This window comes from Bradyrhizobium mercantei, assembly GCF_001982635.1.
GTDB classification, from domain to species: domain Bacteria; phylum Pseudomonadota; class Alphaproteobacteria; order Rhizobiales; family Xanthobacteraceae; genus Bradyrhizobium; species Bradyrhizobium mercantei.
On record NZ_MKFI01000001.1, the window covers coordinates 1,226,139 to 1,249,222 of the forward strand.

Annotated in this window: 22 protein-coding genes; 8 read left to right on the forward strand and 14 right to left on the reverse strand. The window is 65.7% G+C overall.

Annotation, left to right across the window (positions count from 1 at the left end):
- From BI327_RS06060 to BI327_RS06070, 3 genes are all read right to left on the reverse strand, one after another.
- Entirely contained in the window at window positions 1-1,836 is a 1,836-nt protein-coding gene (locus tag BI327_RS06060; RefSeq protein WP_076858801.1) for a flagellar hook-basal body complex protein, read from the reverse strand.
- A gap of 225 nt (window positions 1,837-2,061) precedes the next feature.
- Window positions 2,062-2,562, reverse strand: a complete 501-nt coding sequence (gene msrB, locus BI327_RS06065) for a peptide-methionine (R)-S-oxide reductase MsrB (RefSeq protein WP_076858802.1) — start codon at window positions 2,560-2,562, stop codon at window positions 2,062-2,064.
- Between the two features lie 73 nt (window positions 2,563-2,635).
- The gene (locus BI327_RS06070; RefSeq protein WP_076858803.1) at window positions 2,636-4,132 is read right to left on the reverse strand and encodes an NAD(P)/FAD-dependent oxidoreductase; all 1,497 of its coding nucleotides are present in this window, start codon (window positions 4,130-4,132) and stop codon (window positions 2,636-2,638) included.
- Between the two features lie 94 nt (window positions 4,133-4,226).
- Between BI327_RS06070 and BI327_RS06075 the strand changes: the two genes are divergently transcribed.
- Complete coding sequence (locus BI327_RS06075; RefSeq protein WP_076858804.1) at window positions 4,227-4,769, forward strand: SixA phosphatase family protein; 543 nt, start codon at window positions 4,227-4,229, stop codon at window positions 4,767-4,769.
- A gap of 161 nt (window positions 4,770-4,930) precedes the next feature.
- Window positions 4,931-5,356 (forward strand): universal stress protein, encoded by a 426-nt coding sequence (locus BI327_RS06080; RefSeq protein WP_021077991.1) that lies wholly within the window; start codon window positions 4,931-4,933, stop codon window positions 5,354-5,356.
- Between the two features lie 138 nt (window positions 5,357-5,494).
- On the opposite strand, the gene BI327_RS06085 is transcribed toward BI327_RS06080, so the two are convergent.
- A complete protein-coding gene (locus tag BI327_RS06085; protein ID WP_076858805.1) occupies window positions 5,495-5,731 on the reverse strand; it encodes a DUF1127 domain-containing protein in 237 nt (78 codons plus the stop codon).
- Window positions 5,732-5,912: 181 nt separating this feature from the next.
- Here BI327_RS06085 and BI327_RS06090 point away from each other — a divergent pair, with 181 nt between their 5' ends.
- The gene (locus BI327_RS06090) at window positions 5,913-7,256 is read left to right on the forward strand and encodes an aminotransferase-like domain-containing protein (RefSeq protein WP_076858806.1); all 1,344 of its coding nucleotides are present in this window, start codon (window positions 5,913-5,915) and stop codon (window positions 7,254-7,256) included.
- A gap of 39 nt (window positions 7,257-7,295) precedes the next feature.
- On the opposite strand, the gene BI327_RS06095 is transcribed toward BI327_RS06090, so the two are convergent.
- From BI327_RS06095 to BI327_RS06105, 3 genes are all read right to left on the reverse strand, one after another.
- The gene (locus BI327_RS06095; protein ID WP_076858807.1) at window positions 7,296-7,652 is read right to left on the reverse strand and encodes a hypothetical protein; all 357 of its coding nucleotides are present in this window, start codon (window positions 7,650-7,652) and stop codon (window positions 7,296-7,298) included.
- 89 nt (window positions 7,653-7,741) lie between these two features.
- Window positions 7,742-8,335: a YdcF family protein gene (locus BI327_RS06100; RefSeq protein WP_076859266.1), complete on the reverse strand. Its 594-nt coding sequence runs from the start codon at window positions 8,333-8,335 to the stop codon at window positions 7,742-7,744.
- Between the two features lie 70 nt (window positions 8,336-8,405).
- Window positions 8,406-9,032 carry a hypothetical protein gene (locus BI327_RS06105; RefSeq protein ID WP_076859268.1) on the reverse strand — a complete coding sequence of 209 codons (627 nt, stop codon included), beginning with the start codon at window positions 9,030-9,032 and terminating at the stop codon, window positions 8,406-8,408.
- A gap of 70 nt (window positions 9,033-9,102) precedes the next feature.
- Here BI327_RS06105 and BI327_RS06110 point away from each other — a divergent pair, with 70 nt between their 5' ends.
- On the forward strand, window positions 9,103-9,537 hold the full coding sequence (locus BI327_RS06110; protein ID WP_076858808.1) for a hypothetical protein: 435 nt from the start codon (window positions 9,103-9,105) through the stop codon (window positions 9,535-9,537).
- Window positions 9,538-9,660: 123 nt separating this feature from the next.
- Here BI327_RS06110 and BI327_RS06115 read toward each other — a convergent pair whose 3' ends face one another.
- On the reverse strand, window positions 9,661-12,063 hold the full coding sequence (locus BI327_RS06115; protein ID WP_076858809.1) for an EAL domain-containing protein: 2,403 nt from the start codon (window positions 12,061-12,063) through the stop codon (window positions 9,661-9,663).
- Between the two features lie 183 nt (window positions 12,064-12,246).
- Window positions 12,247-13,635: an MFS transporter gene (locus BI327_RS06120; protein ID WP_076858810.1), complete on the reverse strand. Its 1,389-nt coding sequence runs from the start codon at window positions 13,633-13,635 to the stop codon at window positions 12,247-12,249.
- 636 nt (window positions 13,636-14,271) lie between these two features.
- On the opposite strand from BI327_RS06120, the gene BI327_RS06125 reads away from it, so the two are divergent.
- Together BI327_RS06125 and BI327_RS06130 are read left to right on the forward strand one after the other, a co-directional pair.
- Complete coding sequence (locus BI327_RS06125; RefSeq protein ID WP_076858811.1) at window positions 14,272-15,348, forward strand: lysylphosphatidylglycerol synthase transmembrane domain-containing protein; 1,077 nt, start codon at window positions 14,272-14,274, stop codon at window positions 15,346-15,348.
- A 103-nt stretch (window positions 15,349-15,451) separates the two neighbouring features.
- The gene (locus BI327_RS06130; RefSeq protein WP_076858812.1) at window positions 15,452-17,410 is read left to right on the forward strand and encodes a hypothetical protein; all 1,959 of its coding nucleotides are present in this window, start codon (window positions 15,452-15,454) and stop codon (window positions 17,408-17,410) included.
- 203 nt (window positions 17,411-17,613) lie between these two features.
- On the opposite strand, the gene BI327_RS06135 is transcribed toward BI327_RS06130, so the two are convergent.
- The gene (locus BI327_RS06135) at window positions 17,614-18,192 is read right to left on the reverse strand and encodes a TetR/AcrR family transcriptional regulator (RefSeq protein WP_210191179.1); all 579 of its coding nucleotides are present in this window, start codon (window positions 18,190-18,192) and stop codon (window positions 17,614-17,616) included.
- Window positions 18,193-18,396: 204 nt separating this feature from the next.
- Here BI327_RS06135 and BI327_RS06140 point away from each other — a divergent pair, with 204 nt between their 5' ends.
- Window positions 18,397-19,599 (forward strand): alpha/beta fold hydrolase, encoded by a 1,203-nt coding sequence (locus BI327_RS06140; RefSeq protein WP_245334722.1) that lies wholly within the window; start codon window positions 18,397-18,399, stop codon window positions 19,597-19,599.
- Window positions 19,600-19,790: 191 nt separating this feature from the next.
- Here the strand turns inward: BI327_RS06140 and BI327_RS06145 are convergent, their stop codons facing one another.
- Window positions 19,791-20,366 carry a DUF2147 domain-containing protein gene (locus BI327_RS06145; RefSeq protein ID WP_076859270.1) on the reverse strand — a complete coding sequence of 192 codons (576 nt, stop codon included), beginning with the start codon at window positions 20,364-20,366 and terminating at the stop codon, window positions 19,791-19,793.
- A gap of 142 nt (window positions 20,367-20,508) precedes the next feature.
- Window positions 20,509-21,537, reverse strand: coding sequence for an NAD(P)/FAD-dependent oxidoreductase (locus tag BI327_RS06150; protein ID WP_076858815.1), 1,029 nt, complete (start codon window positions 21,535-21,537; stop codon window positions 20,509-20,511).
- 163 nt (window positions 21,538-21,700) lie between these two features.
- Here BI327_RS06150 and BI327_RS06155 point away from each other — a divergent pair, with 163 nt between their 5' ends.
- On the forward strand, window positions 21,701-22,162 hold the full coding sequence (locus BI327_RS06155) for an acyl-CoA thioesterase (RefSeq protein ID WP_024585034.1): 462 nt from the start codon (window positions 21,701-21,703) through the stop codon (window positions 22,160-22,162).
- Window positions 22,163-22,178: 16 nt separating this feature from the next.
- On the opposite strand, the gene BI327_RS06160 is transcribed toward BI327_RS06155, so the two are convergent.
- Together BI327_RS06160 and BI327_RS06165 are read right to left on the reverse strand one after the other, a co-directional pair.
- A complete protein-coding gene (locus BI327_RS06160; RefSeq protein ID WP_018272592.1) occupies window positions 22,179-22,499 on the reverse strand; it encodes a 2Fe-2S iron-sulfur cluster-binding protein in 321 nt (106 codons plus the stop codon).
- A gap of 162 nt (window positions 22,500-22,661) precedes the next feature.
- Window positions 22,662-23,039 (reverse strand): Hpt domain-containing protein, encoded by a 378-nt coding sequence (locus BI327_RS06165; RefSeq protein WP_076858816.1) that lies wholly within the window; start codon window positions 23,037-23,039, stop codon window positions 22,662-22,664.
- Window positions 23,040-23,084 lie beyond the last annotated feature (45 nt).

The window sequence follows — 23,084 nt, forward strand, 5'->3', positions numbered from 1 at the left end:
TCAGCGCACCACGTTCAGGAGGTCCTGCACCATCGAATTGGTCGTCGTGATCACCTTGGTGTTGGCCGAATAGGCCTGCTGGGTCACGATCAGCTTGGTGAACTCGTCGGCGATATCGGTGTTCGAGCTCTCGAGCGAAGAGCCGACGATGGTGCTCCCCCCCTTGCCGAACAGCGCGCCACCGGACTCATCGGTCGCCTCGAACGCGCCGCCGTCGATGCGCTTGAGGAAGTTGGTGCCGTTGAAGGTCGCGACCGAGATTTCGGCGAGGTCGATGTTGCGGCCGTTGGTGTAGTTGCCGACGATGCGGCCATTGGTCGAGACGCTGACCGATTGCAGCTGGCCGGCCGGGAAACCATCCTGCTGGATCTGGTTGACCTGGACGTTACCGTTGGCGTCGGCGAACTGGGTCACGCCGCCGGAGCCGAAATTGATGACGGGATTGCCGAGCGACACGCCGTTGACCACGGCATTGTTGAGCGTCACCGAGGAAATCGCCGGCGACATCTGGCCGTTGGAGGCGAAGGTGAAGTTGATGTTCGCGTTCTGCCAGGAGACCTGCGTGCCGGTTGCATTGGGATTGACCTGGTAGAACATGTTCCAGGTGTCGGTATGTCCGGCGCCGAGCGAGGAGCTGTCGGTCTTGGCCCAGCGGAATTGCAGGTTCACCGGCGCACCCGACACGTCGTAAGCGGTGACGGCGCCGCCCGAGACGGATTCGTTCAGGAAGGTCGAATTGTCGTTGCCGACCACCTGGCCGGTCCCAACCGTGCCGCCGCCGCCGCGGGTCGCAACCGCCTGCCCTGTGAAGCCGAGCGCCGCGAGAGCGGTCGAGTTCGAGCTTGTCACCTGCAGGTCCGCCGCAGTGCCGGAGTGCAGAGTGATCTTGCCGCCGCTGATCGTCGATGGCGTCGCGGTGCCGGTAATCGCGTCGATCTTGGCGAGCAGCGTTCCGATACTGTCGGTGACGTTGAGCTGGTTGCCGGTCGCTCCCGAAGCCACGAAGGTGATGACGGTGCCGTTGACCGTGATCGTATCGGCCGGCACGACCGGAGGGCCGGCAGAGCCGGCGCTGAAGTTGGTATTGATCGAATCGCTGCCAGCAGCGCCCGAAAGCAAGGTTGCGGCGGTGTTGGCGACCGACGGCGTCGCCTTGTTGTTCTGCGCGGTGCCGGTGACGGAGGAATCGGTGTAGGGCGCGGCCGGCGTGCCCAGTACCAGCGGGTTATGGCCAGCGCTGAACGCGCCGGGCCGGATCAGCTCCGAGCCGGGAACCGAGGTGTCGTGCGCGGTGGTCAGCGGATAGGACGCGAGGTTGGCACGGTAGTCGATCTTGGTGGTCTGCTGTGCTGGCAGGAAGTCGTTCTTGAAGCGCAGCACCTGCGGCGAAGAGCCCGACGGGTTGCCGGTGGTCGGGTCGATCGGCACGCCCTCGAGGTAATAGCCGGCGCCGTTGACCAGATAGCCATCCTTGTTGAGCTGGAAATCGCCGCGGCGGGTATAGCGGTCGACGCCGTCGAACACCGGCGAGCCGTCGGTGAAGCCGCCGGGCTTCTGCACCGCGAAGAAACCGTTGCCGTTGATTGCCATGAAGGTCGCCACCGAGGCCGACTGCACGTCGCCCTGCACCGAGTTGGTCGAGCGGGACTGCGCCGTGACGCCGCCGGCGAGCTGCGCGGTCAGCGCGGTCTGCGGCACCAGGTCGAGGAAGGAGGTGTCGATGCGCTTGAAGGCCGTGGTCTGCGAGTTGGCGATGTTGCCGGAGATGTTCTCGAGCGCGTACGACCCTGCGCGCAAGCCACCGACCGCCGTCGTAAGAGCGCCGAAGATACCCATGACATGTTCTCCAATTCGATTCCCGGCGGCTGGCAATCAGCAGAGGGCCGCATCGGCGGAGCATGTCGCAAGGGTCGTGCCACGAAACGAAACGTAACAAAATCATGCGCTTGAAAAAAATGCCCCGGCCGTTTAACCGGGGCACAATTGCCGGGCAGGCAACAATTGCCGGGACGGAGCGCAGTTCTGACCGCGCGCCTCCGCCCGAAAGCGCTATGGGCGCCGTCAGGTTGCCGACGGCGCCGCCGGGTGAAACACCAGCGCAAAACCGTCCATGCAGTAGCGCAAGCCGGTCGGCTTCGGGCCGTCGTCGAAGACGTGGCCGAGATGGCCGCCGCAGCGGCGGCAATGCACCTCGGTACGCAGCATGCCGAAGGTGCGGTCCGACGTCGTGCCGACCGCATTGTCCAGCGGCTTCCAGAAGCTCGGCCAGCCGGTGCCGCTCTCATATTTGGTCTCGGACGAGAACAGCGGCAGGTCGCAGCCGGCGCAGGCGAAGGTGCCCTTGCGGTGCTCCTTGAGCAGCGGGCTCGATCCCGGCCGCTCGGTGCCCTCCTTGCGCAGGATCTCGTATTGCTGCGGCGTCAGCTGCGCGCGCCATTCGGCGTCGGTCTTCTCGATCTCGAATTTCTCGGCGGCCTGCGCCGGCGCGGCGCGCAGCCAGCGGAAGGCGGCGAGGCCAAACAGGCCGGCGACGGAAGCAAGCAGGATACGGCGATCGATCATCAATCATCTCCGATGCGGACGGCCAGTGCTGGCGAACGGGTTCGTCAACAGATACGAACCCCGCCGGCCGACGTTACATCCGCCCGTCGGAGATCCGCTCACTTTCTTGCGAGGCGCGAGGATATGGCGCCTCGCCGTCCTCAACCGGCCGGGGCGCCGGCGGCGGCACTGGCCGGATAGCGGCCGGCGGCGGACGGCGCGGCGCCAGCCCGCGGGTTCCCGCCTTGAGATTGGCCTCGGCGAGCCGCGCCTCGCGGACCTGCTCCCGCGCGCGTGCCCCCTCGCGGTAACGCGCCAGAACGCCCGCGGCGGACGAGGCCGCCCGCGTCCACAGGCTGACGAAATGACCGGCGACCCGGCCGGTGGTGCCGCCGGCCCAGACCAGCTCGAACGGCGAAAACAGCCGCCAGCGGTCATCACCCCACAGGATGCTGCGCGCAATCAACTGCCCGGCGAGCGCCGAGGTGTTGAGCCCCTGCCGGCCGAAACCGCTCGCCACCCACAGGCCCCTGCGCAACTGCCCGATCTGCGGCATGCCATGCACGGTGATGCCGACCGCGCCGCCGAACGTGTCGGCGATCGGAACCTTGCCGAGTTGCGGAAAGACGGTGGCGATGCGGCGCTGCACCGCCCTGCCGAACCGCGTCGGCCGTGCGTCCCAGGTGGTTTCCGGACTGGCCCACAACAGCCGGTCGCCATCGACGACGCGGAAATGGTCGATGCCGTCGCTGTCGATGACCGAGCCGGGAAAGGCGATCGTCTCCGCCAGCCGCTCGCCGAGCGGTTCGGTCAGCGCCGCGTAGCGCCACACCGGCAGCAGCGTGTCCGACAGGCGCTTCAACGGCGCGCCGAGATGGATGTTGCCGGCGAGCACGATGTGGTTGGCACGCAGCCGCGCCGTCGGCGTCACGATGCGTTTGCGGACGCCCGAAAAATCGATGCTGACGACCGGCGTCTCCTCGAAGATCCGCACACCCGCCCGTGTCGCCAGCGCGGCAAGGCCGTGCACATATTTGCGGCCGTCGATCTGGAACGCTTTCGGATAATAGATGCCGTGGAAATAGCGGCCGGTCCGCAGCACGCTGCGCACCCGATCGACCTGCCAGCCTTCGACCTCGGTCGCAAAATCCTCAGCCAGCGTCTGCAGCCGGCTGATCAGCGCCTCGCCGGCATCGACATTGGAGACTTCCAGCGCGCCGTCGCTCGCCTTGATGCCCGGGATCAAATCCTCGGTGGCGGTGGCGCGGACATAGTCGGCGCCTTCCCGGGACAGCGCCCACAACTCGCGGGCATCGTCGAGGCCGACGCGCTCGATCACGTCCGTCATCGGCAGGCCGAAGCCCGGCATCACGGTGCCGAGATGATGGCCGGAGGCGTTCCAGCCGACCTGGCGGCCCTCGAGCACGGCCACGCTCGCCCCAAGCCGCGCGGCCTCGCGCGCCACGGTCAGGCCGGCCAGCCCCGCCCCGACCACGCAGATATCGACATCGAGGTCGAACGCCAGGCGGTCGCGGAACGGCGAAGCCCCCTCATCGGGGCCGTCTGCCGCACTTGTGGAAGTCTCGTTCATGTCGTTTCTTACGAACCGCTGCGGCGCTTGTCACCTTGTCCAGGGCATGAGCTTGTAGAATTAATTCGACCAGACCGAATCGAGATGGAAGTCCATGCGCCGTTTGCTGCTGCTGCGTCACGCCAAAACCGAACACGACGCGCCTTCGGGGCAGGATCAGGACCGCCGCCTCGACGAGCGCGGCCACCGCGATGCGGCGGCGATCGGCGGCTGGATCGCCCGCCATCCGCCTTTGCCCAATCTGGCGCTGGTGTCGCCGGCGGTCCGCACCACGCAGACCTGGGAGATCGTGCGCGAGGCGCTGAAGGGCGCGGGACCTGCGCCGAAAGGCGAATTCGTACCGGAACTCTACGGTGCCGATCCGGCGCAGCTCTTGACCGCGATCCGGATGGCGTCGGTCACCGATCCGAAGCGGCTGATGCTGATCGGCCATAACCCCGGCATGCATGAGCTCGCGCTGACGCTGACCGGCAGTGGCGACGATGCCGCCAAGCGCGCACTCAGCGACAATCTGCCGACCTCGGGGCTCGCCGTGTTCGACTTCGCGACCGACGACTGGAACGACGTCTCGTTCCGGCGCGGCAAGCTCGTCCTGTTCGTCAGCCCTAAACTGTTGAAGCAGGCTTCGCGTAGCTGACGCCAGCGGACACCGCCGCTCCGCCATGCTATATTGACGATTGCGCGACAGGGGGACCGGTTCGCGTCGACAGGCTACTCCAAGAGAAACAAGAAAAAGAAGGCGCGCGTCCCGGCACAGGGACCAAACGGCTCCAGACCAATCGCGGACAGGAGGCGCAGATGTACAAATCCATTCTCGTTCCGATCGACCTCGCCGATACCGATCTGGCGAAGCCTGCGATCGCAACCGCAGCGACACTGTCGCAAACATGGAACGGGGCGGTGCGTCTGCTCAACGTGCTGCCGATGACGCCGGTGATGCTCGCCGAATATGTGCCGGCGGATTTCGACAGCCAGCAACGTGAGACATCGGAAGAAGCGCTCGCGATCGTCGCGCGCGAATCCGGCATCGCGCCGGGTCGCATCTCGGGCGTGGTCCGCCAGGGCGGCATCTATCACGAGATCCTCGAAGAGGCCGCGACCATGAAGGCCGACCTGATCGTGATGACCTCGCACCGCCCGGCGATGCGCACCTACTTCCTCGGCTCGAATGCCGGACACGTGGTGCGCTACGCCAAATGCTCGGTGCTGGTGGTGCGGCACTGAAGCGCTATTGGTTCAGCCACACCGCGCTCAACGACCGCAACAGGGGCGCGCTGCCGAAATATCGAAAACAACCCCATGCAAAGGAGCCGGCGGCTGCGGAAGCGCCGCCTCGCCCGGCCCCTCGCTGCATGGGTCAGTTCAACGGATCCGCACCAGCTCCAGGTCGTGATCGCCGGTGACGGCGGTCTCGATATGGCAGCGCGAGAGCCCGATATCGCGCAGGGCGCGATCATCGAGCTGGCGCAGTGTCTTGATCGCCTCGCGGCGCACCCAATAGGTCGCCAGGGCGTCGCCCCAATCTCGGATCAATCGGAGCAATCCGCCCAACATACTGGACCGCGCGGGCGACGCGGCGGCTGAGGATATCGTCGTCATTGTCATCTCCTTCGATGCCCACACGGCAAGGCTATGCCGTTGACGCAAATGCCGTTTCGACACCTGCGCCGTCAAAACCTCGGATTGCTTGCGCGCTCCTCGGTGCAATCATGGGCTTGTTCCCTCTTAAATGATCCGGTACATTGCTCGGAGCAAGTAAAACATTGCTCTCGGTGCAATAATGTCGAGGTTCGAATATCTGAAGCTGGCGGATGCGGTGGCCGCCGAGATCGCCAGCGGCGCGCTGAAGGCCGGCGACCGGCTGCCGCCGCAGCGCCATTTCGCCTATGACCGCAACATCGCGGTCTCGACCGCGAGCCGGGTCTACACCGAGCTGTTGCGGCGCGGGCTGGTGGTCGGCGAAGTCGGCCGCGGTACCTTCGTGTCCGGCGAGGCGCGGCGCGGCATCGCCGCCCCGACCGAGCCGCGCGGCGCCCGCATCGACCTCGAATTCAACTATCCGCTGCTGCCGCACCAGGCGACGATGATCGCCAAGAGCCTCGAAGGGCTGGAGCGGCCCGAAGTGCTCGAGGGCGCACTGCGGCCGGCGACGAGCTTCGGCACGCGGGCGGCGCGCACGATCTCCTCGGAATTCCTGGCGCGCAAGAGCTGGACGCCGAATCCCGACCAGATCGTGTTCACCGCCAATGGCCGGCAATGCATCGCCGCGGCGCTTGCCGCCGTGGTGCCACCGGGCGGCCGCTGCGGCGTGGAGGCGCTGACCTATCCGTTCGTCAAGGGCATCGCCGCGCGGCTCGGCATCTCGCTGGTGCCGCTCGCGATGGACGAGCTCGGCGTGCGCCCCGACGCGGTGCAGAAGGCGCACCGCGAGGCCCATCTGTCCGCGATCTACGTCCAGCCCACGATCCAGAACCCGCTTAGCATCACCATGCCGGCCGAGCGCCGCGCCGAGCTGTTGCGCGTGGTGGAGAAACTCGGCCTCGTCGTCATCGAGGATGGCGTCTACGGCTTCCTCGACGACCAGGTGCCGCTGGCCGCGCTCGCGCCCGACAGCTGCATCGTGCTCGACAGCCTGTCGAAGAAGGTGGCGCCGGGCCTCGCGCTCGGCTTCATCGTCTCGCCGCCACGGCTGCGCGAGAACATCATGGCCGCGGTACGCTCGGGCGGCTGGACCGCGTCGGGCTACGCCTTCGCCGCGGGGCAGCGGCTGATGGCCGACGGCACCGCCGCCGAATTGTCACGGCTGAAGCGGATCGACGCCGGACGCCGCCAGCAGATCGCGGCGAAGCATCTGGCTGATTTCGAGATCCAGACCAACCCGAAGTCATATCATTTGTGGCTAACCCTGCCGCCGCACTGGCGCTCGCAGACCCTGGTCGCGGCCGCGGCGCGCCGCGACATCGCGCTGACGCCGTCGACCACCTTCGCCGCCACGCCGGGGCACGCGCCCAACGCGGTGCGGCTCGCGCTTGCCGCGCCGCCGATGGAGCAGCTCGAGCTCGGCCTGCGGACGCTGGCGGGAATGCTGAGCGCGACCGAAGAGGATTTCGACTCGACCGAGTGACACCGCGTTGTCACGCCGGCTGGCCGGAGCGCCAGGGCATCAAAAGCCGCAGGCCGCATACGTCTTTCTGGCGAGACGAAAATGCGTGCCCTCGGCGACGAAGTCCACATCCAGGCATTGGTTGCCCCGGCGATATTCCCCGACCACGCCGCATTGCAGATATTCGAGGTTGATCCGCCAGCGCTTCTCTTGCGGCGAATAGGTCGCGAAGTCGTGCTGCGCGACCGGCGTGCCCTTGCAGATTCCGGCAACGTATTGCCGGACATCGAGCGGCAGATCGTCGATGTGATTGTGATCCAGCGGATCATGCTTGTTGCCGACGCTGCCCTTGGAAAGAGCCGGGGGCATGCTCAAGAGCGCGAGGCATAGCGCCAGAAAGGGGGTCCGGATTGTCATCTGACACTCCAGCGAAAGCAAATCAGACGCCAATGTTACAGCGTGTTGCTTACAGCCCGCTTACAGTCCGGCCAGCATCGATTCGCCCTTCAGGCCGCCGGCCACTCCGCGATGAATCCCCTCGCCAAATACGGTTCGATCTTGTCCCACTCGCTCAGGACGCGGCGGCGAAACTCGGGAACGGTGTGCCAGCGTGCGCGGGAGACCGCGAAACTGTCCACCGTCACCAGCATCTTCTCGACCTCCGGCCAGTGCCGGTGCAGCGTCATCGGATAGCGCCGCGCGGTCCAGCTGTTGCCGAGGCAGATCACGCTGCTGATATTGGCGAGCCCCAGCGCCGCGTCGATCACCGGCAGCGAGAAGATCACGTTCTCGCCAGTGTTCTGCGCGCGATGCTCCTCGAGGATCCGCTCGGCCGGCATGCCGCGCACCACCATCGCAGCCTTGATGATCTCGCATTCCGAGCGGTCATCGCCCGGCGTGATGCCGCCGCTCACGATCGACCAGCGCGCAAGGCCGTCGCGCCAGAGCCGGACCGCGGCATCGACCCGCTCGGCAACCTCCCCGCGCGTGCCGAACACGAACAGCAGATCGGCGGGCTTGAGCGGCGTCTCGATCAGGTGCTGCGCATTGATCGCGGCGATCTCGTCGTCAGACGGGATCCGCAAGCTTCGATCGTCCATGCCCCTGCTCTCCCCGACCACCACACCGCGGCGACGATGCCGCGCGCAGGCCGGTGCACGAAGTCACATTTCATTGCGCTTGGTTGCGATCCGCTTTCGGCAGCAGCGCATCAGGCAGCTGATCGAAGCTGTAGCGCCGCGGCCGGTTGCGCGTGACGAAGCCGCCGACCTGCCAGGCGAACAGCGCCGCGAAGCCGAGCAGGAACAACGCGCCCATCCAGTTGGATGTCATGAGCGCCATGACGAGCAATCCGAACATGGCCACCGCAAGCCAGGCCAGCACGGCCAGCGCCGCGGTGTAGGTCTTCGGCCCGAGACCTCCGACCAGCCTCGCCGTGCTGCCCGCCGCCTGCATCCGGCGATGCAGCTCGACGATGAAGTCGCGGTAGAGATGCCCCTGCGGCGCCACCAGCGTGGCGGTCTGCCAGGTGGTCGAGAGGATCGCGATCCGCCCGCCCTTGGTGTTGTCGATATCGGCGCGAAACCGCTGCTGCTGCATCGAGACCGGGCGATAGGACAGCTTCACCGCGGAGATGTCGGCGTAATCCCACACGCCCGACCGGCCGGCGATCCGCCACGACAGCCCGTCCTCGGTCAGTTCGAACTGGTGCGCCGAGCCGATCAGGGAGGCCTTGTAGGCATAGCGTACGGCTGCGCCTCGCCTGTCTCCGGCAGTTCCTGCAACGTTGTTGGCAATCCGCCGTTCCACCTGTTCAAATCCATCCACGCGCTTGCGCGGGACATCGCACTCATCCTACAAGCGAGCCATGCCCGAGACGACCTATTTTCCGCGTTACCTCATCCTCGGCGGCGCGATGATTTCAGGCGTGCTGCTGGCGCTTGCCGTGCACATGCTCGGCGCGCGCTACGGGCTCGATCTCGGCGGCCTGTGGCGCTCGGATACCCGCGAGTTCATGCCGGCGGGCGCAGCGATTGCATGGTGGCTGATCGCGACCGTCGGGTTCTCGGGCGGCTACTTCACCGCCAATCTGATGCACAGCGCAGTGGCCGGCCAGATCCCGCAACGGATGCGGCAGTTCCTGATCGTCGTCGGCGTGCTGATGCTGGCCGGCGCCGGCCAGGCCGCTTCGGCGCCGAGCACGGTGTCGACCATCTCCGCCGTGCTCGCCGGCCTCGCCGCTCTGTGCCTCGGCGCCGTGATGGCGTTTTGCGGCGCCTATTTTGCCCTGCGCAAGAGCTAGATGAGTTAGAATCGAATCGGTTCGGCCACGCACACTTCACCTCTCCCAAGGGAGAGATGAACCTCCGCTGTCGAATCTCATCTCGCGCTAGAGCGTTTTCGAGCGAAGCGGACGCCGGTTCAATCAGGCCACCGACCGTTCCGGCATCCGGTGCAACATCTTGATGACGTCAGCTGCTGGCCGCGGCGGGCTGAACAGATAGCCCTGCGCCTGCGTGCAGCCCTCCTGCCGCAGCAGGTCGAACTGGGTATCGGTCTCGACGCCCTCGGCCGTGGTGACGATGCCGAGGCTCTTGCCGAGACCAGTGACCGCGCGCACGATCGCCATCGAATCCTCGCGCGTCGCAAGGTCGGTGACGAACGAACGGTCGATCTTGATCTTGTCGAACGGGAAGCTGCGCAGATAGCTCAGCGAGGAATAGCCGGTGCCGAAATCGTCGAGCGAGATGCGGACGCCGAAACCACGCAGCTCATGCAGCACCGCAAGCGTCGCCTCGCTGTTCTGCAACAGCACCGATTCGGTGATCTCGAGCTCGAGCCGGTCCGCCGACAGGCCTGACGCGTCCAGCGCCGCCTTCACCGACGACACCAGGTTCGGATTCTTGAACTGCACCGGAGACAGGTTGACGGCAACCGCGATATCAGCGGGCCACCTTGCGGCCTCGACACAGGCCTTGCGCAGCACGACCTCGCCGAGCGGGACGATCAGTCCGGTTTCCTCGGCGACAGGGATGAAATTGTTGGGTGCGATCAGCCCGCGCTGCGCGTGATTCCAGCGCGCCAGCGCCTCGAAGGCGACGACCCGATCGCCCTCGACGTCACGGATCGGCTGGTAATAGACCTCGAACTCGTCGCGCTCGAGCGCGAGCCGCAGGTCACGCTCCAGCAGCCGGCGTGCCTGCGCACGCGCATCCATCCCGGTCTCGAAGAACCGGTAGGTGCCGCGGCCGTCGGCCTTGGCTCGGTACAGCGCCAGATCGGCCTTTTGCAGCAGTTCGTCGGGATCCTTGCCGTCTTCGGGCGCCAGCGAGATGCCGATGCTGACGCCGATCACGAGCTGATGGCCGCCGATCTCGTAGGGCGCGGCGATCCGCTCGACCACGCAACTGGCCAGCGACGACACGACGGATGGTTCGCAATTGCTGCAGAACTGCACGATGGCGAATTCGTCGCCGCCGAGTCGCGCCACGGTGTCGTGCTCGGTCACGCACTCGCCGAGCCGGCGCGCGACTTCGCGCAGCAGCGCGTCGCCGATCGGATGTCCGAGCGTGTCGTTGATTTCCTTGAAATGATCGAGATCGAGACAGAGCACGGCGAGCTGGTCGGAGCGCTTGGCGAGCCGGGAGGCCTTCTCAAGCTGCTCACGGAACAGCGTCCGGTTCGGCAAATTGGTCAGCGCGTCATGCCGCGCCATGTGTGAGATCTGTTCCTGCGCCTGCTGCCATTCGGTGATGTCTTCGAAGGTCGCGACCCAGCCGCCGCCCTTCATCGGCTGATCGACGACACGGATCGCGCGCTCATTGCGGCTGACGATCCGCGTCGCGCTGTTGCCGGCCTTGGCCTCGGCGACGAGCGCATGGCAGAACTCCGTGGGATCGCCGTCCCACTCGCCAATGGAATGCAAGTCCTGCAGGACGTCGATCAGCAGGCGTCCCTGCAGGGGCACCCGACCGCGCCCCATGATCTCGCTGTAGCGCTCGTTGAACAGCATGATGCGGCCGTCGGCGTCGAACATGCACAGGCCCTGTGACATGTTTTCAAGCGCGGTATCGAGCACCATTTTCTGCTTGTGGAGCTCGGTCTTGGCGCGGCGATCGAGGATGGAGGCGATCAGCGAGAGGCCGAGGATCGCGAACGCCGCAACCGCGGTCATGAACGAGAGCACGCGCGGCGAGACCGTCAGTCCGTCGGGGACGATGGTCGGATCCGGGACCAGCGTCACCGCGCCCATCGCGGTGAAATGATGCGAGACGATCGCAACCGTCAGCAGAGCGGTCGCGGCGGCGGTGGTGCCAAAACGCTCGCCACGCGCGGCAACCACGAGCGCGACGGCGCCGAACAGGCTTCCGAAGATGATCGACGCCGCCACGATGCCGGGCGACCAGACGACGCGCGCCGGCAGCTCGAGCCCCAGCATCCCGGTGTAATGCATCGCCGCGACACCGGCGCCGACGATTGCGCCACCGGCTGCGATCGTCCACCAGCGTTGGTCGAGCGTTGCGACGGCCAATCCAACCGCCAGGATCGCAACTGCGAGCACCAGCGAGAGCAGCGTGATCGGAATGCTGTATCCGGCCTCGATGCCGGGATCGTACGCCAGCATGGCGACGAAATGGGTGGCCCAGATCCCGCAGCCGCCGACGGCCGCATCGAGACCGATCCAGATCTCGCGGGCGCGGCCCTCTGCGGCGCGGGCACGGTGAAACAGGCTGATCGCGACCGCACTGGCGAGCAGGCAGATCACCCCGCCAAGGACGACAAGCCGCCAGTCATGCTCCAAAGTGAGACAGGTTAGAACGCGATACATATAGGCCCCCGTTATGGACCTATAAAAGCAAGCCTATTCGTGTACGAACGGTAACTGCACCGCAGCAAGGTTCCACGAATGGTGAAGAAGCCTTGAATGCACAGCCGAAATCCCATCGAAAAGCCCGGGTACCTGTGTGATTTGCTCACGCAGGCACCGATGCAATTTCGCGTTCGCGGTCTCTCATTGCCGCGCCCGTGACGATGAGCCGATCCAGATCAGTGCCGCGGCCGCGAGCAACACGCCTGCGGAGATCACCAGGGCCGCATGCAGGCCCGCGATGAAGGCCGCGGATCGGCTGACCATCGATCCGAACAGCGCGACACCAAGCACGCTGCCGGTCTGCCTTGTCGCATTCAGCACCCCGGCCGCGATGCCGGCATGCTGCGGCTCGGCACTGCCGAGCAGCGTTGACGTCAGGGGCGGCACCAGCAGGCCGAGGCCGCCGCTGATCGCCAGCAGTTGCAGGCAGATCGCGGGATAGCTCGTGGTGGGGCCGATGAACAGCAGTGCCAGGCACCCGACCGCCGAGAGCGCGGCACCAAGCGCGATCGCCGCCGGCGCGCCGAACCGCTCCGCGACACGCGGCGCGATCAAATTGGCGGGCAGCACCGCGCCGAGCATCGGCACGAACGCGAGGCCGGTTGCGAACGCCGACAGCCCGTTGACTTGCTGGAAGTAGAGGCTGAGCACGAAGATCAGGCCGTAGAACGCGACGTTGACCAGAAGGCCGACCAGCGAGGTCAGCGCGAACATCCTGTGACTGAACAGCGAGAGCGGCAGCATCGGCTGCGGCGCGCGGGCCTCATGCCAGATGAACAGCACGGAGAAGATGGCGGCGAGCGCGAAGCCCGCGACCACGAACGGGCTGCTCCAGCCGAGCGCGCCGCCCTCGATGAGCGCGCCGGCCAGCGTGCCCAGCGCGGCGATCGCCGCAAGCTGGCCCGGCAGATCGAGCCGGTGCTGCTGATGGCGCGTGGTTTCGCCGGCAAAGCGCCAGGCCAGCCAGAGACCGGCTAGGCCGATCGGCAGATTGACCAGGAAGATCGCGCGCCAGCCGACCAGCGTGATCAGTCCACCGCCGACGAACGGACCCGCGGTCAGCGCCAGGCTCGCGCCTGCGGCCCAGACGCCGACCGCACGTCCGCGCGCCTTCTCGTCGGCATAGGCATGGCGCAGCAGCGCGAGCGAGTTCGGCACCAGGATGGCCGCCGCCAGCCCCTGCACGCAGCGCGCGGCGATCAGCGTCACGGCGTCAGGCGCGACCGCGCAGGCGACCGACGCCGCCGTGAAGATCGCAAAGCCGGCCATGAAGATGCGCTTGGCGCCGATCCGGTCGCCGAGCGCGCCCGCGGTCAGGATGAAGGCGGCAAACGCGATCGTGTAGGCGCTGACCACCCATTGCAGCTCGGCAACGCCGCCGCCGAGCGAGCCGCCGATGGCATTGAGCGCCGTGTTGACGATGGTGACGTCGAGCTGCACGACGCCGTAACCGAGGCTCATCGCGGCGAGCGTCAACGTCGCCGCAAGTCCGCTCGACTGGGGATGCGCCGCCGCGCGCTGCTCCGGCATGCGTCCAGCGCTCAGGGATCTCTGTTGCATGGTCTTGTCCTCGCTCTCGGCAACCAATGCGAGACATAGGACTTCGTTTCGCCAGAACATTTCGCCGCCGATCGAAGTATGACATCGTCGCCGGTCCGACCATCGGGCCGCCGCAGCAACCTTGCGCGGCGTTTTGCCTCAATAGACCTACGGACCCGTCCCGACGCGTCTCATTCCGGCCCGAACCGCGGTCCGCAGCCGGATCATGCGCACGCGCGCGTCGACTTCACACTTTGGTAAACGCCACGACCGGCCCGGATGTCCCCATGCTGATGCATATCGTCCATTCGTCTTGGTCCAACAGCCCAGCGGCAGCGTCGACACGATCACAAAATCGGCAAAAATGCCGGCGAAACCGCCTGGAACGGCGGAACACGCAGCGGTCCCGTAGCAACGGACGGCATGGCTGCGACTCACATTCCGCAGAGCGAGAACATATGTAGCGAGTATGACAATGACGCTCGACAGGAGCTGAACCTTGGCTTGTCAAGGGCTGCACAACGCATCGGTTTTGCCTTATGGGTCATCGCGTACGGTGCGTTTGCCCGTCACCCGTCGCCGTCCGTGACCGGGTCCCACTGAAATCGCCGCCCGCCGGGAGGATGAATGCTTCGGCTGCTGACCACGCTTGGGCGTGGTTTCAAGGAAAAGATCGGCTGGAAACGGCTCGGGATCGCCGCGAGTGTGTTGATCATCGCGTTCGCGATCACGTCGCTGGTGCATACGCTGAAGGGCGTCGATACCGGGATCATCCTCACCGCGCTGACCGACATCGCGCCGCATCGGATCGCACTGGCGGCGCTCTGCGTGGTGGGCGCGTTCTGCACGCTGACCTTCTATGACTTCTTCGCGCTGCGCACGATCGGCAAGACCCACGTCCCCTACCGCATCGCAGCGCTGTCGAGCTTCACCAGCTATACGATCGGTCACAATATCGGCGCGACCGTCTTCACCGGCGGCGCGATCCGCTTCCGGATCTATTCCGATTACGGCCTCTCCGCGATCGACGTCGCCAAGATCTGCTTTCTGTCGGGCCTGACCTTCTGGCTCGGCAATTTGTTCGTGCTCGGCTTCGGCATGGCCTGGCACCCCGCGGCGGCGTCGGCGATGGACCTGCTGCCGCCGGCCATGAACCGGCTGATCGCGCTCGGCTGCCTCGCCGGCATCGGCGCCTATTTCGTCTGGCTCTTGACCGGCGAGAAGCGCCGCGAGCTCGGCCAGAACGGCTGGAAGGTGGTGCTGCCGTCGGCCAAGCTGACGCTGCTGCAAATCCTGATCGGCGTGGTCGATCTCGGCTTCTGCGCGCTCGCAATGTACCTGCTGATGCCGACCGAGCCGCATATCGATTTCGTCTCGCTGGCGGTCGTGTTCATCCTGGCGACGCTGCTCGGCTTTGCCAGCCACGCGCCCGGCTCGATCGGCGTGTTCGATGCCGCGATGCTGGTGGCGCTGCCGGAGTTCAGCAAGGAGCAGTTGCTGGCGACGCTGGTGGTGTTCCGTATCCTCTATTTCCTGATCCCGTTCGGGATTTCGATCTCGATCATGGGCATGCGCGAGCTGTGGCTCAACGTGGTGCAGCCCTGGCAGGAACGAAAGCGATTAAGCCAAGCCTGCACGGCTTCGGCGACCGTGCGGCAACCGATCGAAAGCCGGCAGCAGCGGATCAGGCAGCTGAAACGGTAACAGGCAACGTTATCGGCCATTGTCCGGGTCGCTCGGTCCCGGATTTTCGATCCCCGCAGCCGCTTCTCTTATTTTCGCCGTACCGCTCGCGTCAAACCGCGCCATGATTGGCTTTTTGGTTCGATTTTCGTTTCGTGTGACGGTCGCGGGCGTGCTGCTCGGCAGCGCGCTCGTGGCGGTATTCGCATCGGCCGCAGAGGCCCAGGACAACTCCCTGCAGATCTCCTGGGAGGTCCGCAACCGCTTCCGCCTGTTCCGCGAGGAACGCGACTTCCGCCTCCATGTCGAAAGCGGGCTCGGCCGCAGCGTGCTGGCCTCGGAACAGGCGCTGGAACTGCAAAGCGACGGCCGCGGCTGGGCGCGCAACACGGTCAACCGGCTGTGCATCGACCTGCAAGGCCGCGTCAGCGAGCCCTGCACCCGCGACAACGTCAAGGAAAGCTATCTGACGCCGATCGATCACCCGATCGTGGTGCGGCTCACCGGCCCGGTTCCGGTCGGCGCCACCTGCGCCTGGTCGTTCGACGACGGCGACGGGCCGCAATCCCAGACGTTCGATTGCGCCGAGCCGGTCAATCTGCGGGTCCGCTACGGCCGCACCACGATCGCGACCGTCGACGTCGCGAGCGGCTCGGAGGCCAACCAGCGCGTGACCACGCAGATCGCGGTCCGCGACTTGCTGATCGCGGGCCTCGGCGACAGCATCGCGTCCGGCGAAGGCAATCCCGACCGCGCGATCGCACTGTCCGACGAAGGCTTCTGCTTCCGCTCCTATCTCGGCGGTGCGCAATATTACCGGCCGAGCCGCGCCGGCTACAAAGGCGGCCGCGCCTGCGAGGCGCCCGATACCCTGACCAACTGGCAGCGCCAGAGCGCGCTGTGGCTCAACTCGGCCTGTCACCGCTCGCTGTACAGCTACCAGACCCGCACGGCGCTCGCGCTCGCCGTGCAATATCCGCACATCGCGGTGACCTATCTGCCGCTGGCCTGCACCGGCGCCACCATCGCCGACGGCCTGCTCGGCTCGCAGCAGGCGCGGGAATGCCTGCCGACGAAGTCCGGCAACACCTGCTCGGGCAGCGTCAACGGCCAGATCGCGGAGCTGCGCACGGCGCTTGCCGCCGCCAAGCGCCGGCAGCCGGATCGCACGCTCGATCTGGTGCTGCTGTCGATCGGCGCCAACGACATCTACTTCTCCGGCCTCGTCGCCAACGTGATCGTCGACACGCCGACCGAACGCACGCTGCTCGGCCGCGGCGGCTCGCTGGCCAGCGTCGACGATGCCCGCTCGGCTTTGGCGCGCGACCTGCCGGCCGGTTTCGCCAAGCTGCGCGATGCGCTGAAGCCCCTGGTCGGCGGTGATCTCTCGCGCGTGGTCTATACGGCGTACGCCAATCCGGCGCTGGCCAATGGCGGCGCGCCGTGTCCCGGCGGCCGCGCCGGCTTCGACATCCACCCCTCCTTCAACGCCGACCCGAAGCGGCTCGCGGAGGTCTCGGGCTTCGTGCAGAACGAGTTCCTGCCGCAACTCAAGGCGCTCGCGCAGTGCCAGTCCGGCATCATCTGCCGCAATCCGCAGGCCGACCGCATGACCTTCGTCGATGCGCATCAGGATGCGTTTGCGAGCCACGGCTTCTGTGCACGCGCGTCGACCGATCCGGAGTTCGACCGCGACTGCTTCGCCGCCAATGGCGACAGCTTCGTGTCGGACATCGTCGCCGCCGCCAACCAGCCGCTGAAATGCGGGCGCAGCGCCGGTGAATACCGCGCCTATCTGCCGCGTGCGCGCTGGATCCGCGACGCCAATGACAGCTATTTCGCGGCAATGACCTACCCGCAGGGGCTGCCGTCCTCGATGCAGCCGAGCGACATCCACGATGCGACGTGGGGCATCCTGTCGGCGGTGTATGGCGGCGCGGTGCATCCGAGCGCCGAAGGCCATGCGGCGATGGCCGATGCCGCAGTCCCCGCGGCCGCCGCCGTGCTGCAGCTCGACACCAGCGTGGGCGAAGTGACGTCCGAGCCGGTGGCACCGCTGCCGACAGCACCGGTGCAGCGCTAAAAGCGCGATGAGACCGGGTTGAATCGAAAACATCGAAAACAACCCCATGCACAGTAGGGATCGGGGTCACCAGGCCGTGGACCGATAAACACCGACGGCGCGGCGTCCGCCCTTCCCCAACAACGACCAGGCTGATGCGGCAGCGCGAGATGTCGCGACGGGCCAGGAGCCGACATGGATCTGTCGCGGCGGCGAACCCCCGGTCATTCCGCTGACAGGCACCTTTGGCGACTAACATCCGCCAGCGCCTCAAAGACCGCCGGCGTGCGCTCCAGGCGGGCAATCGTTCGCGCGCCTTCGAGAGCGGCGACCAATGCGGCTGCGGTCGAGGACGCGCGCGCGGGAGCGAAACCGCACCCCCTGAAATGCTCCGCGATAATCTCGGTCGAATCGACAAATCCGCGCGCCACCCGTTTGGTCAACTCGGCGTCGAGCGCGGGCAGCTCATTCGCCAGATTTTGCATGAGACATCCGTACTGGAAATCGGAGGTGACCATTTCGGCGGCGAATGTGCCGAATATCCGATGAACGAAATTCAGGGCGTCACCCGTCGTATCCGCCGAGATACTCCGCAACACAGCAATTCTACACGCGACGTAATGATCGATTGCTTCCTCTGCGAGCTGTGTCTTGCCGCGTGGAAAGTGAAAGTAGAACGATCCTTTGGGCGCGCCGCTTTCTTCAATGATCTGGGTCAATCCGGTCGCGGTGTAGCCCTGGATGCGAAACAGCCGTTCGGCCGTGGCAATCGCGCGAGCGCGGGCGTCAGTCTTACGAGGCATGCCGTGGACATAACACGTTTCGCTTGACGGCACTATGGTGATCGCCATACTATGGCGATCACCATAGAAAGACGTGCGTTCGTCATGAGTCCAGCGAGCTTCAAGCCATCGGCGTCCCGACGATCCGTCCTGGCGATCGGCGCGGCCAGCCTGGTTGCGGCCTCACTTCGACCGGCCCACGCAAACCCCATGGGAGGAGCCGATTTGACCACATCAACATATGGCGGGAGCACCCTTCCCAAGGAGGTCCGCTCGCGCATGATCCACGGGGTCAACGGCCTCGATGTCCATATTCTCGAGGCCGGTTACGAAAGCTCCGGCCGGCCGCTCGCGCTGCTGCTGCACGGCTTTCCGGATCTGGCTTACGGCTGGCGACACCTGATCCCAATTCTGGCTGACGCCGGCTACCACGTCGTGGCGCCCGACCAGCGGGGTTTTGGCCGCACCACCGGTTGGGTGAACGGCTATGACGCCCCGCTGGCGCCGTTCAGCTTCTTGAACATGACGCGTGACGCGCTCGGATTGGTTTCGGCGCTGGGGTATCGGCGCACGGCAATGCTCGTCGGGCACGACTTCGGCTCGCCCGTGGCGGCCTATTGTGCGCTCGCTCGACCTGACGTCTTTCCCTCGGTGGTGCTGATGAGCGCACCGTTCCCCGGCCCGCCGGCGTTTCCGTTCAACACCGCGCAGAGCGAGGCATCGTTGGTTCAACCAAACACTGAAAACCAGAAGCTGGCGGCCGCGCTGGCGGCGCTCGATCCGCCGAGACAGCATTATCAGCAATACCTGAGCGCACCGCAGGCCAACGATGACCTGTGGCACCCCCCGCAAGGTCTACACGCGTTTCTTCGCGCATTCTTCCACGTCAAGAGCGCCGACTGGCCGGGAAACAAGCCGCATCCGTTGAAGGCGCCAACCGCCACAGAACTTGCACAAATGCCCACCTATTACGTCATGGATCTCGGTAAGACGATGTCCCAGACCGTCGCGCCATTCCAACCGTCCAACGCCGAGGTCCTGGCCTGCAAATGGCTCACCGAGCCGGAGCTTGGCGTGTACACGGAGGAGTATGCCCGCACCGGGTTTCAAGGCGCCCTGCAGGCCTATCGCGTCTTTTCCGATCCTGACCTCAACGCCGAGTTGCGCCTGTTTTCGGGCAAGACGATCGATGTCCCGTCGCTGTTCATCGGCGGCAAGAGCGATTGGGGCACCTATGCGGCGCCGGGCGCGCTCGATCTTATGCGGACGAAGGCGGCGACGAGGATGGGTGGCATCGAGCTGATCGACGGCGCCGGTCACTGGATCCAACAGGAGCAGCCGGTTCGGCTCAGCACGCTCCTGCTCGGCTTCATCAAGGAAATGGGTGGGGCGGATCACACCAGCGATTTTGGACCCGGCGGCCGCTAGCCGGGATGACGCGATCCTTCCTTGTACTGGCGCCCTATCCTGGCGCTCCGGGCTTTGAGGGTGCAGCGACGTGCCTCGCATCACCAGACGTGCGTGCCCGACTGGGCCGCGCGGCATGAGCCCACGCCGCAGCAGAACGCTCGCTCCGCGCAAATGCGAGCGAGCTTGATCGAGGCCGGAGGATAATCGGCTTAGTGCCGCTTCGTGGCAGGCACGGGTGCTGCAACCGGCGGCTTCGCCGCCGCGGCTTGCGCCGGCAGATATTTGGCGACGATCGCGGGATCGAGCTGGGCCATCGCACTGTCCGGCAAGCGCGTCCAGACCTCATCCTTGCCAAACAGCGAGATGCCGAGATAGCCGCGCATGGTCAGCTTCTGCCCGTCGGTGCTCAGGGTCATCTTGGCCTTGTAGACCTTGCCGTCGCGCGGATCGAGCACGTTGCCGTTCTCGTACTTCAGGCCATCGCGCTTCATATCGCGGATGAACGACAGGCCAAGCCACGGCGCGTTCTTGCGATCGTCGGTGCATTTCGAGCAGACCGGATTCGGCGGATCATCGGGATCGGAAAACATCTTGGCGATCACGCCTTCGAAGATGCCGTTGTGGTCGATCACCAGGAACCAGCCCTCGGGCTTGCCGTCCTCGATCTTCTGCCAGAGGCCGGCGGCCGATGACGGGTCGGCCGCCGAGGCCGCAAGCGGAGCAGCCAGCGCAAAGGCCGTGGCGATCGCAAGGATCAGCCGAAGTCTCGACAGCGTGTTCCGCATCATCATCACCTGATCGATCGACAAACTCGAATAGCGGCAGACCGGTAGTTGCAGACTACGGCCATTTCACGAAGTGTTCCAGTACCCGCAACCGCGCAGGAACTGGCCCATGCCTCCGGCATTGGTCGCTGTTGCAGCGGAATCAGTTCACGCCAAGCTTCTTCTGCAAACTTGATGACGAGGTTGTGTACTGGAACACCAGCCGCTTGTCCGGATACACGTAGCGGTGCGCCTTCTGCGCCATCAGCGCGCCCTCGTGGAAGCCGGAAAGAATGAGCTTCAGCTTGCCCGGATAGGTGTTGATGTCGCCGATCGCGAAGATGCCCGAAACGTTGGTCTCGAACGCCGCGGTATCGACCGGCACCAGATTGTTCTCCAGCGCCACGCCCCAGTTCGCGACCGGGCCGAGCTTCATGGTGAGCCCGAAGAACGGCAGCATCGTATCGCAGGCGATCGTCGACATCGCATTGTCATTGCCCTTCAGCGCCGCGCCCGAGAGCTGACCTTCGGCGCCTTCGAGCCCGGTGACCTGGCCGATCCTGAGATCCATCTTGCCGTCGGCGACCAGTGTGCGCATCTGCTCGACGCTGTGCGGCGCCGCGCGGAAATCGTCGCGCCGGTGCAGCAGCGTGATGCGCTTGGCGATCGGATGCAGATTGAGCGTCCAGTCGAGCGCGGAGTCGCCGCCGCCGACGATCAGGATGTTCTTGTCGCGGAATTGCTCCATCTTGCGCACGGCATAGAACACCGAGGTGCCTTCATAGGCCTCGATGCCGGGCACCGGCGGCCGCTTCGGCTGGAACGACCCGCCGCCGGCCGAGATCACCACGACCTTGGCCTCGAACTCCTTGCCGGCGTCGGTCTTCACGCGAAACAAGGGATCGCCGATCTTCTCGATGCTCTCCACCATCTCGTTGAGGTGGAAGGACGGACCGAACGGCTTGATCTGCTCGAGCAGTTGATCGGTGAGACCCTGGCCAGTGACGAAGGGAATGCCGGGAATGTCGTAGATCGGCTTCTCGGGATAAAGCTCGGCGCACTGCCCGCCGATCTTGTCGAGGATGTCGACCAGATGCACCTTCATGTCGAGCAGGCCCAGTTCGAACACGGCAAACAGTCCGCAGGGGCCCGCGCCAATAATCAGCACATCGGTCTTGATCGCTTCGCTCATGTCCGCTTCTTTTCAGTTGAGATCGACTGGACGGCCTTCGCCTGTCCCGTCGAGTGTGGCCGGATCGGGACATGCATAATAGGGACAGCGGCTGGCGCGGCAACCCCTTGCCGAGCCTGCGCAACTCGGCTGTATGGGCGGGAAACCGACGGAGATCCCCCTCGTGAATGCCCCTGTCCGCGCCGACGATGCGCCGCGCCTGGAAGACTTTCCCTATCGCCTGTCCGACAATGTGCGCTTCGCCGACCTCGACCCCAACGGGCACGTCAACAACGCGGTCTATGCGAGCTATTTCGAAACCGGCCGCGTCACGCTGGTGAAGGACCGCAGCATGGGGCTGATGCCGGCCGGGCTCGGCTGGATCATGGTGCGCCTCGACATCCATTTCCGCGCCGAGCTGCACTGGCCGGGTCAGATCGAGCTCGGGCTCGGTCTCGTCAAGTTCGGGCGGACGTCGACCACCTTCGATCAGGTGGTGTTCTCGGAAGGGAGATGCGTCGCGTCGGCGAAGGCGATCACCGTGATGATCGATGAGGCCACGCGCAGGCCGACACCGCTGCCGGCGGAGGTCAAGGAGAACTTCCGCCGCTGGGTCCGTCGCGGAGTCAATCCGGACGGCGAGTAAGGAAAGTCAGGAGACCTCAGGCCTGCCGTTCCGGCGTCGACACGACCAGTCCGTCGAGATCGTCGGTCACCTTGATCTGGCAGGACAGCCGCGAATTCGGGCGCACGTCGAAACCGAAATCCAGCATGTCCTCTTCCATCGGCGACGGCGCACCGACCTTCTCGCGCCACGCTTCATCGACATAGACATGGCAGGTCGCACAGGCGCAGGCGCCGCCGCATTCGGCTTCAATGCCGGGAATGGCGTTGCGGATCGCGCCTTCCATCACCGTCGCGCCGTTCTCGATCTCAACTGTGCGTTTCTCGCCGGAATGGTCGATAAAGTGGATTTTGGCCATGATTGCTCGTGCTGCCGGAATGCGCCGGACGATGGATGGAAAGGTCCCGGGCAGTCGTATAACGGGTCGATCCGCACAGCGCTAGCGCGGAGACCGAAAACCTGCCGGCCGGGCTGGACGGGCGCCCAGGCCGCTTTGGTGGGCCGTTGAGACGTCGGAAGCCTATGAGCGGCCCAGAATCAGCTCGACCGCCGTACGCGCCTCGGCAATCGCCGCACCGAGCGCCGCAAGCGGCTGGGCCGGATCGGAACCCCCGGTCAGTGCAGTCTCGAGGTTTGCGGCAGCCTCGGCGACGCCGAAGGCGCCGATCGCCCGCGCCGACCCTTTCAGGGTGTGAGCGTGGGTCGCCGCCTCGGGCGGCAGGGCGGCCAGTTGACCCAGGATCCGGGCCGACTGGGTCGAGAACATCGCCAGCACTTCCCGCTCCAGGTCCGGGTCGCCCAGCGTCATGCGCCGGAGGTGATCGACGTCGATCGGCCCGTCGCCAGGCGCGAGCGGTGGCGATTGCGTCCATTCAACCCGTTCGAGATGAAGCGGCATGGCCTGTCCCTGTCGTCTCCGCCGGGGCTTGCCGGCGGGTCGTTG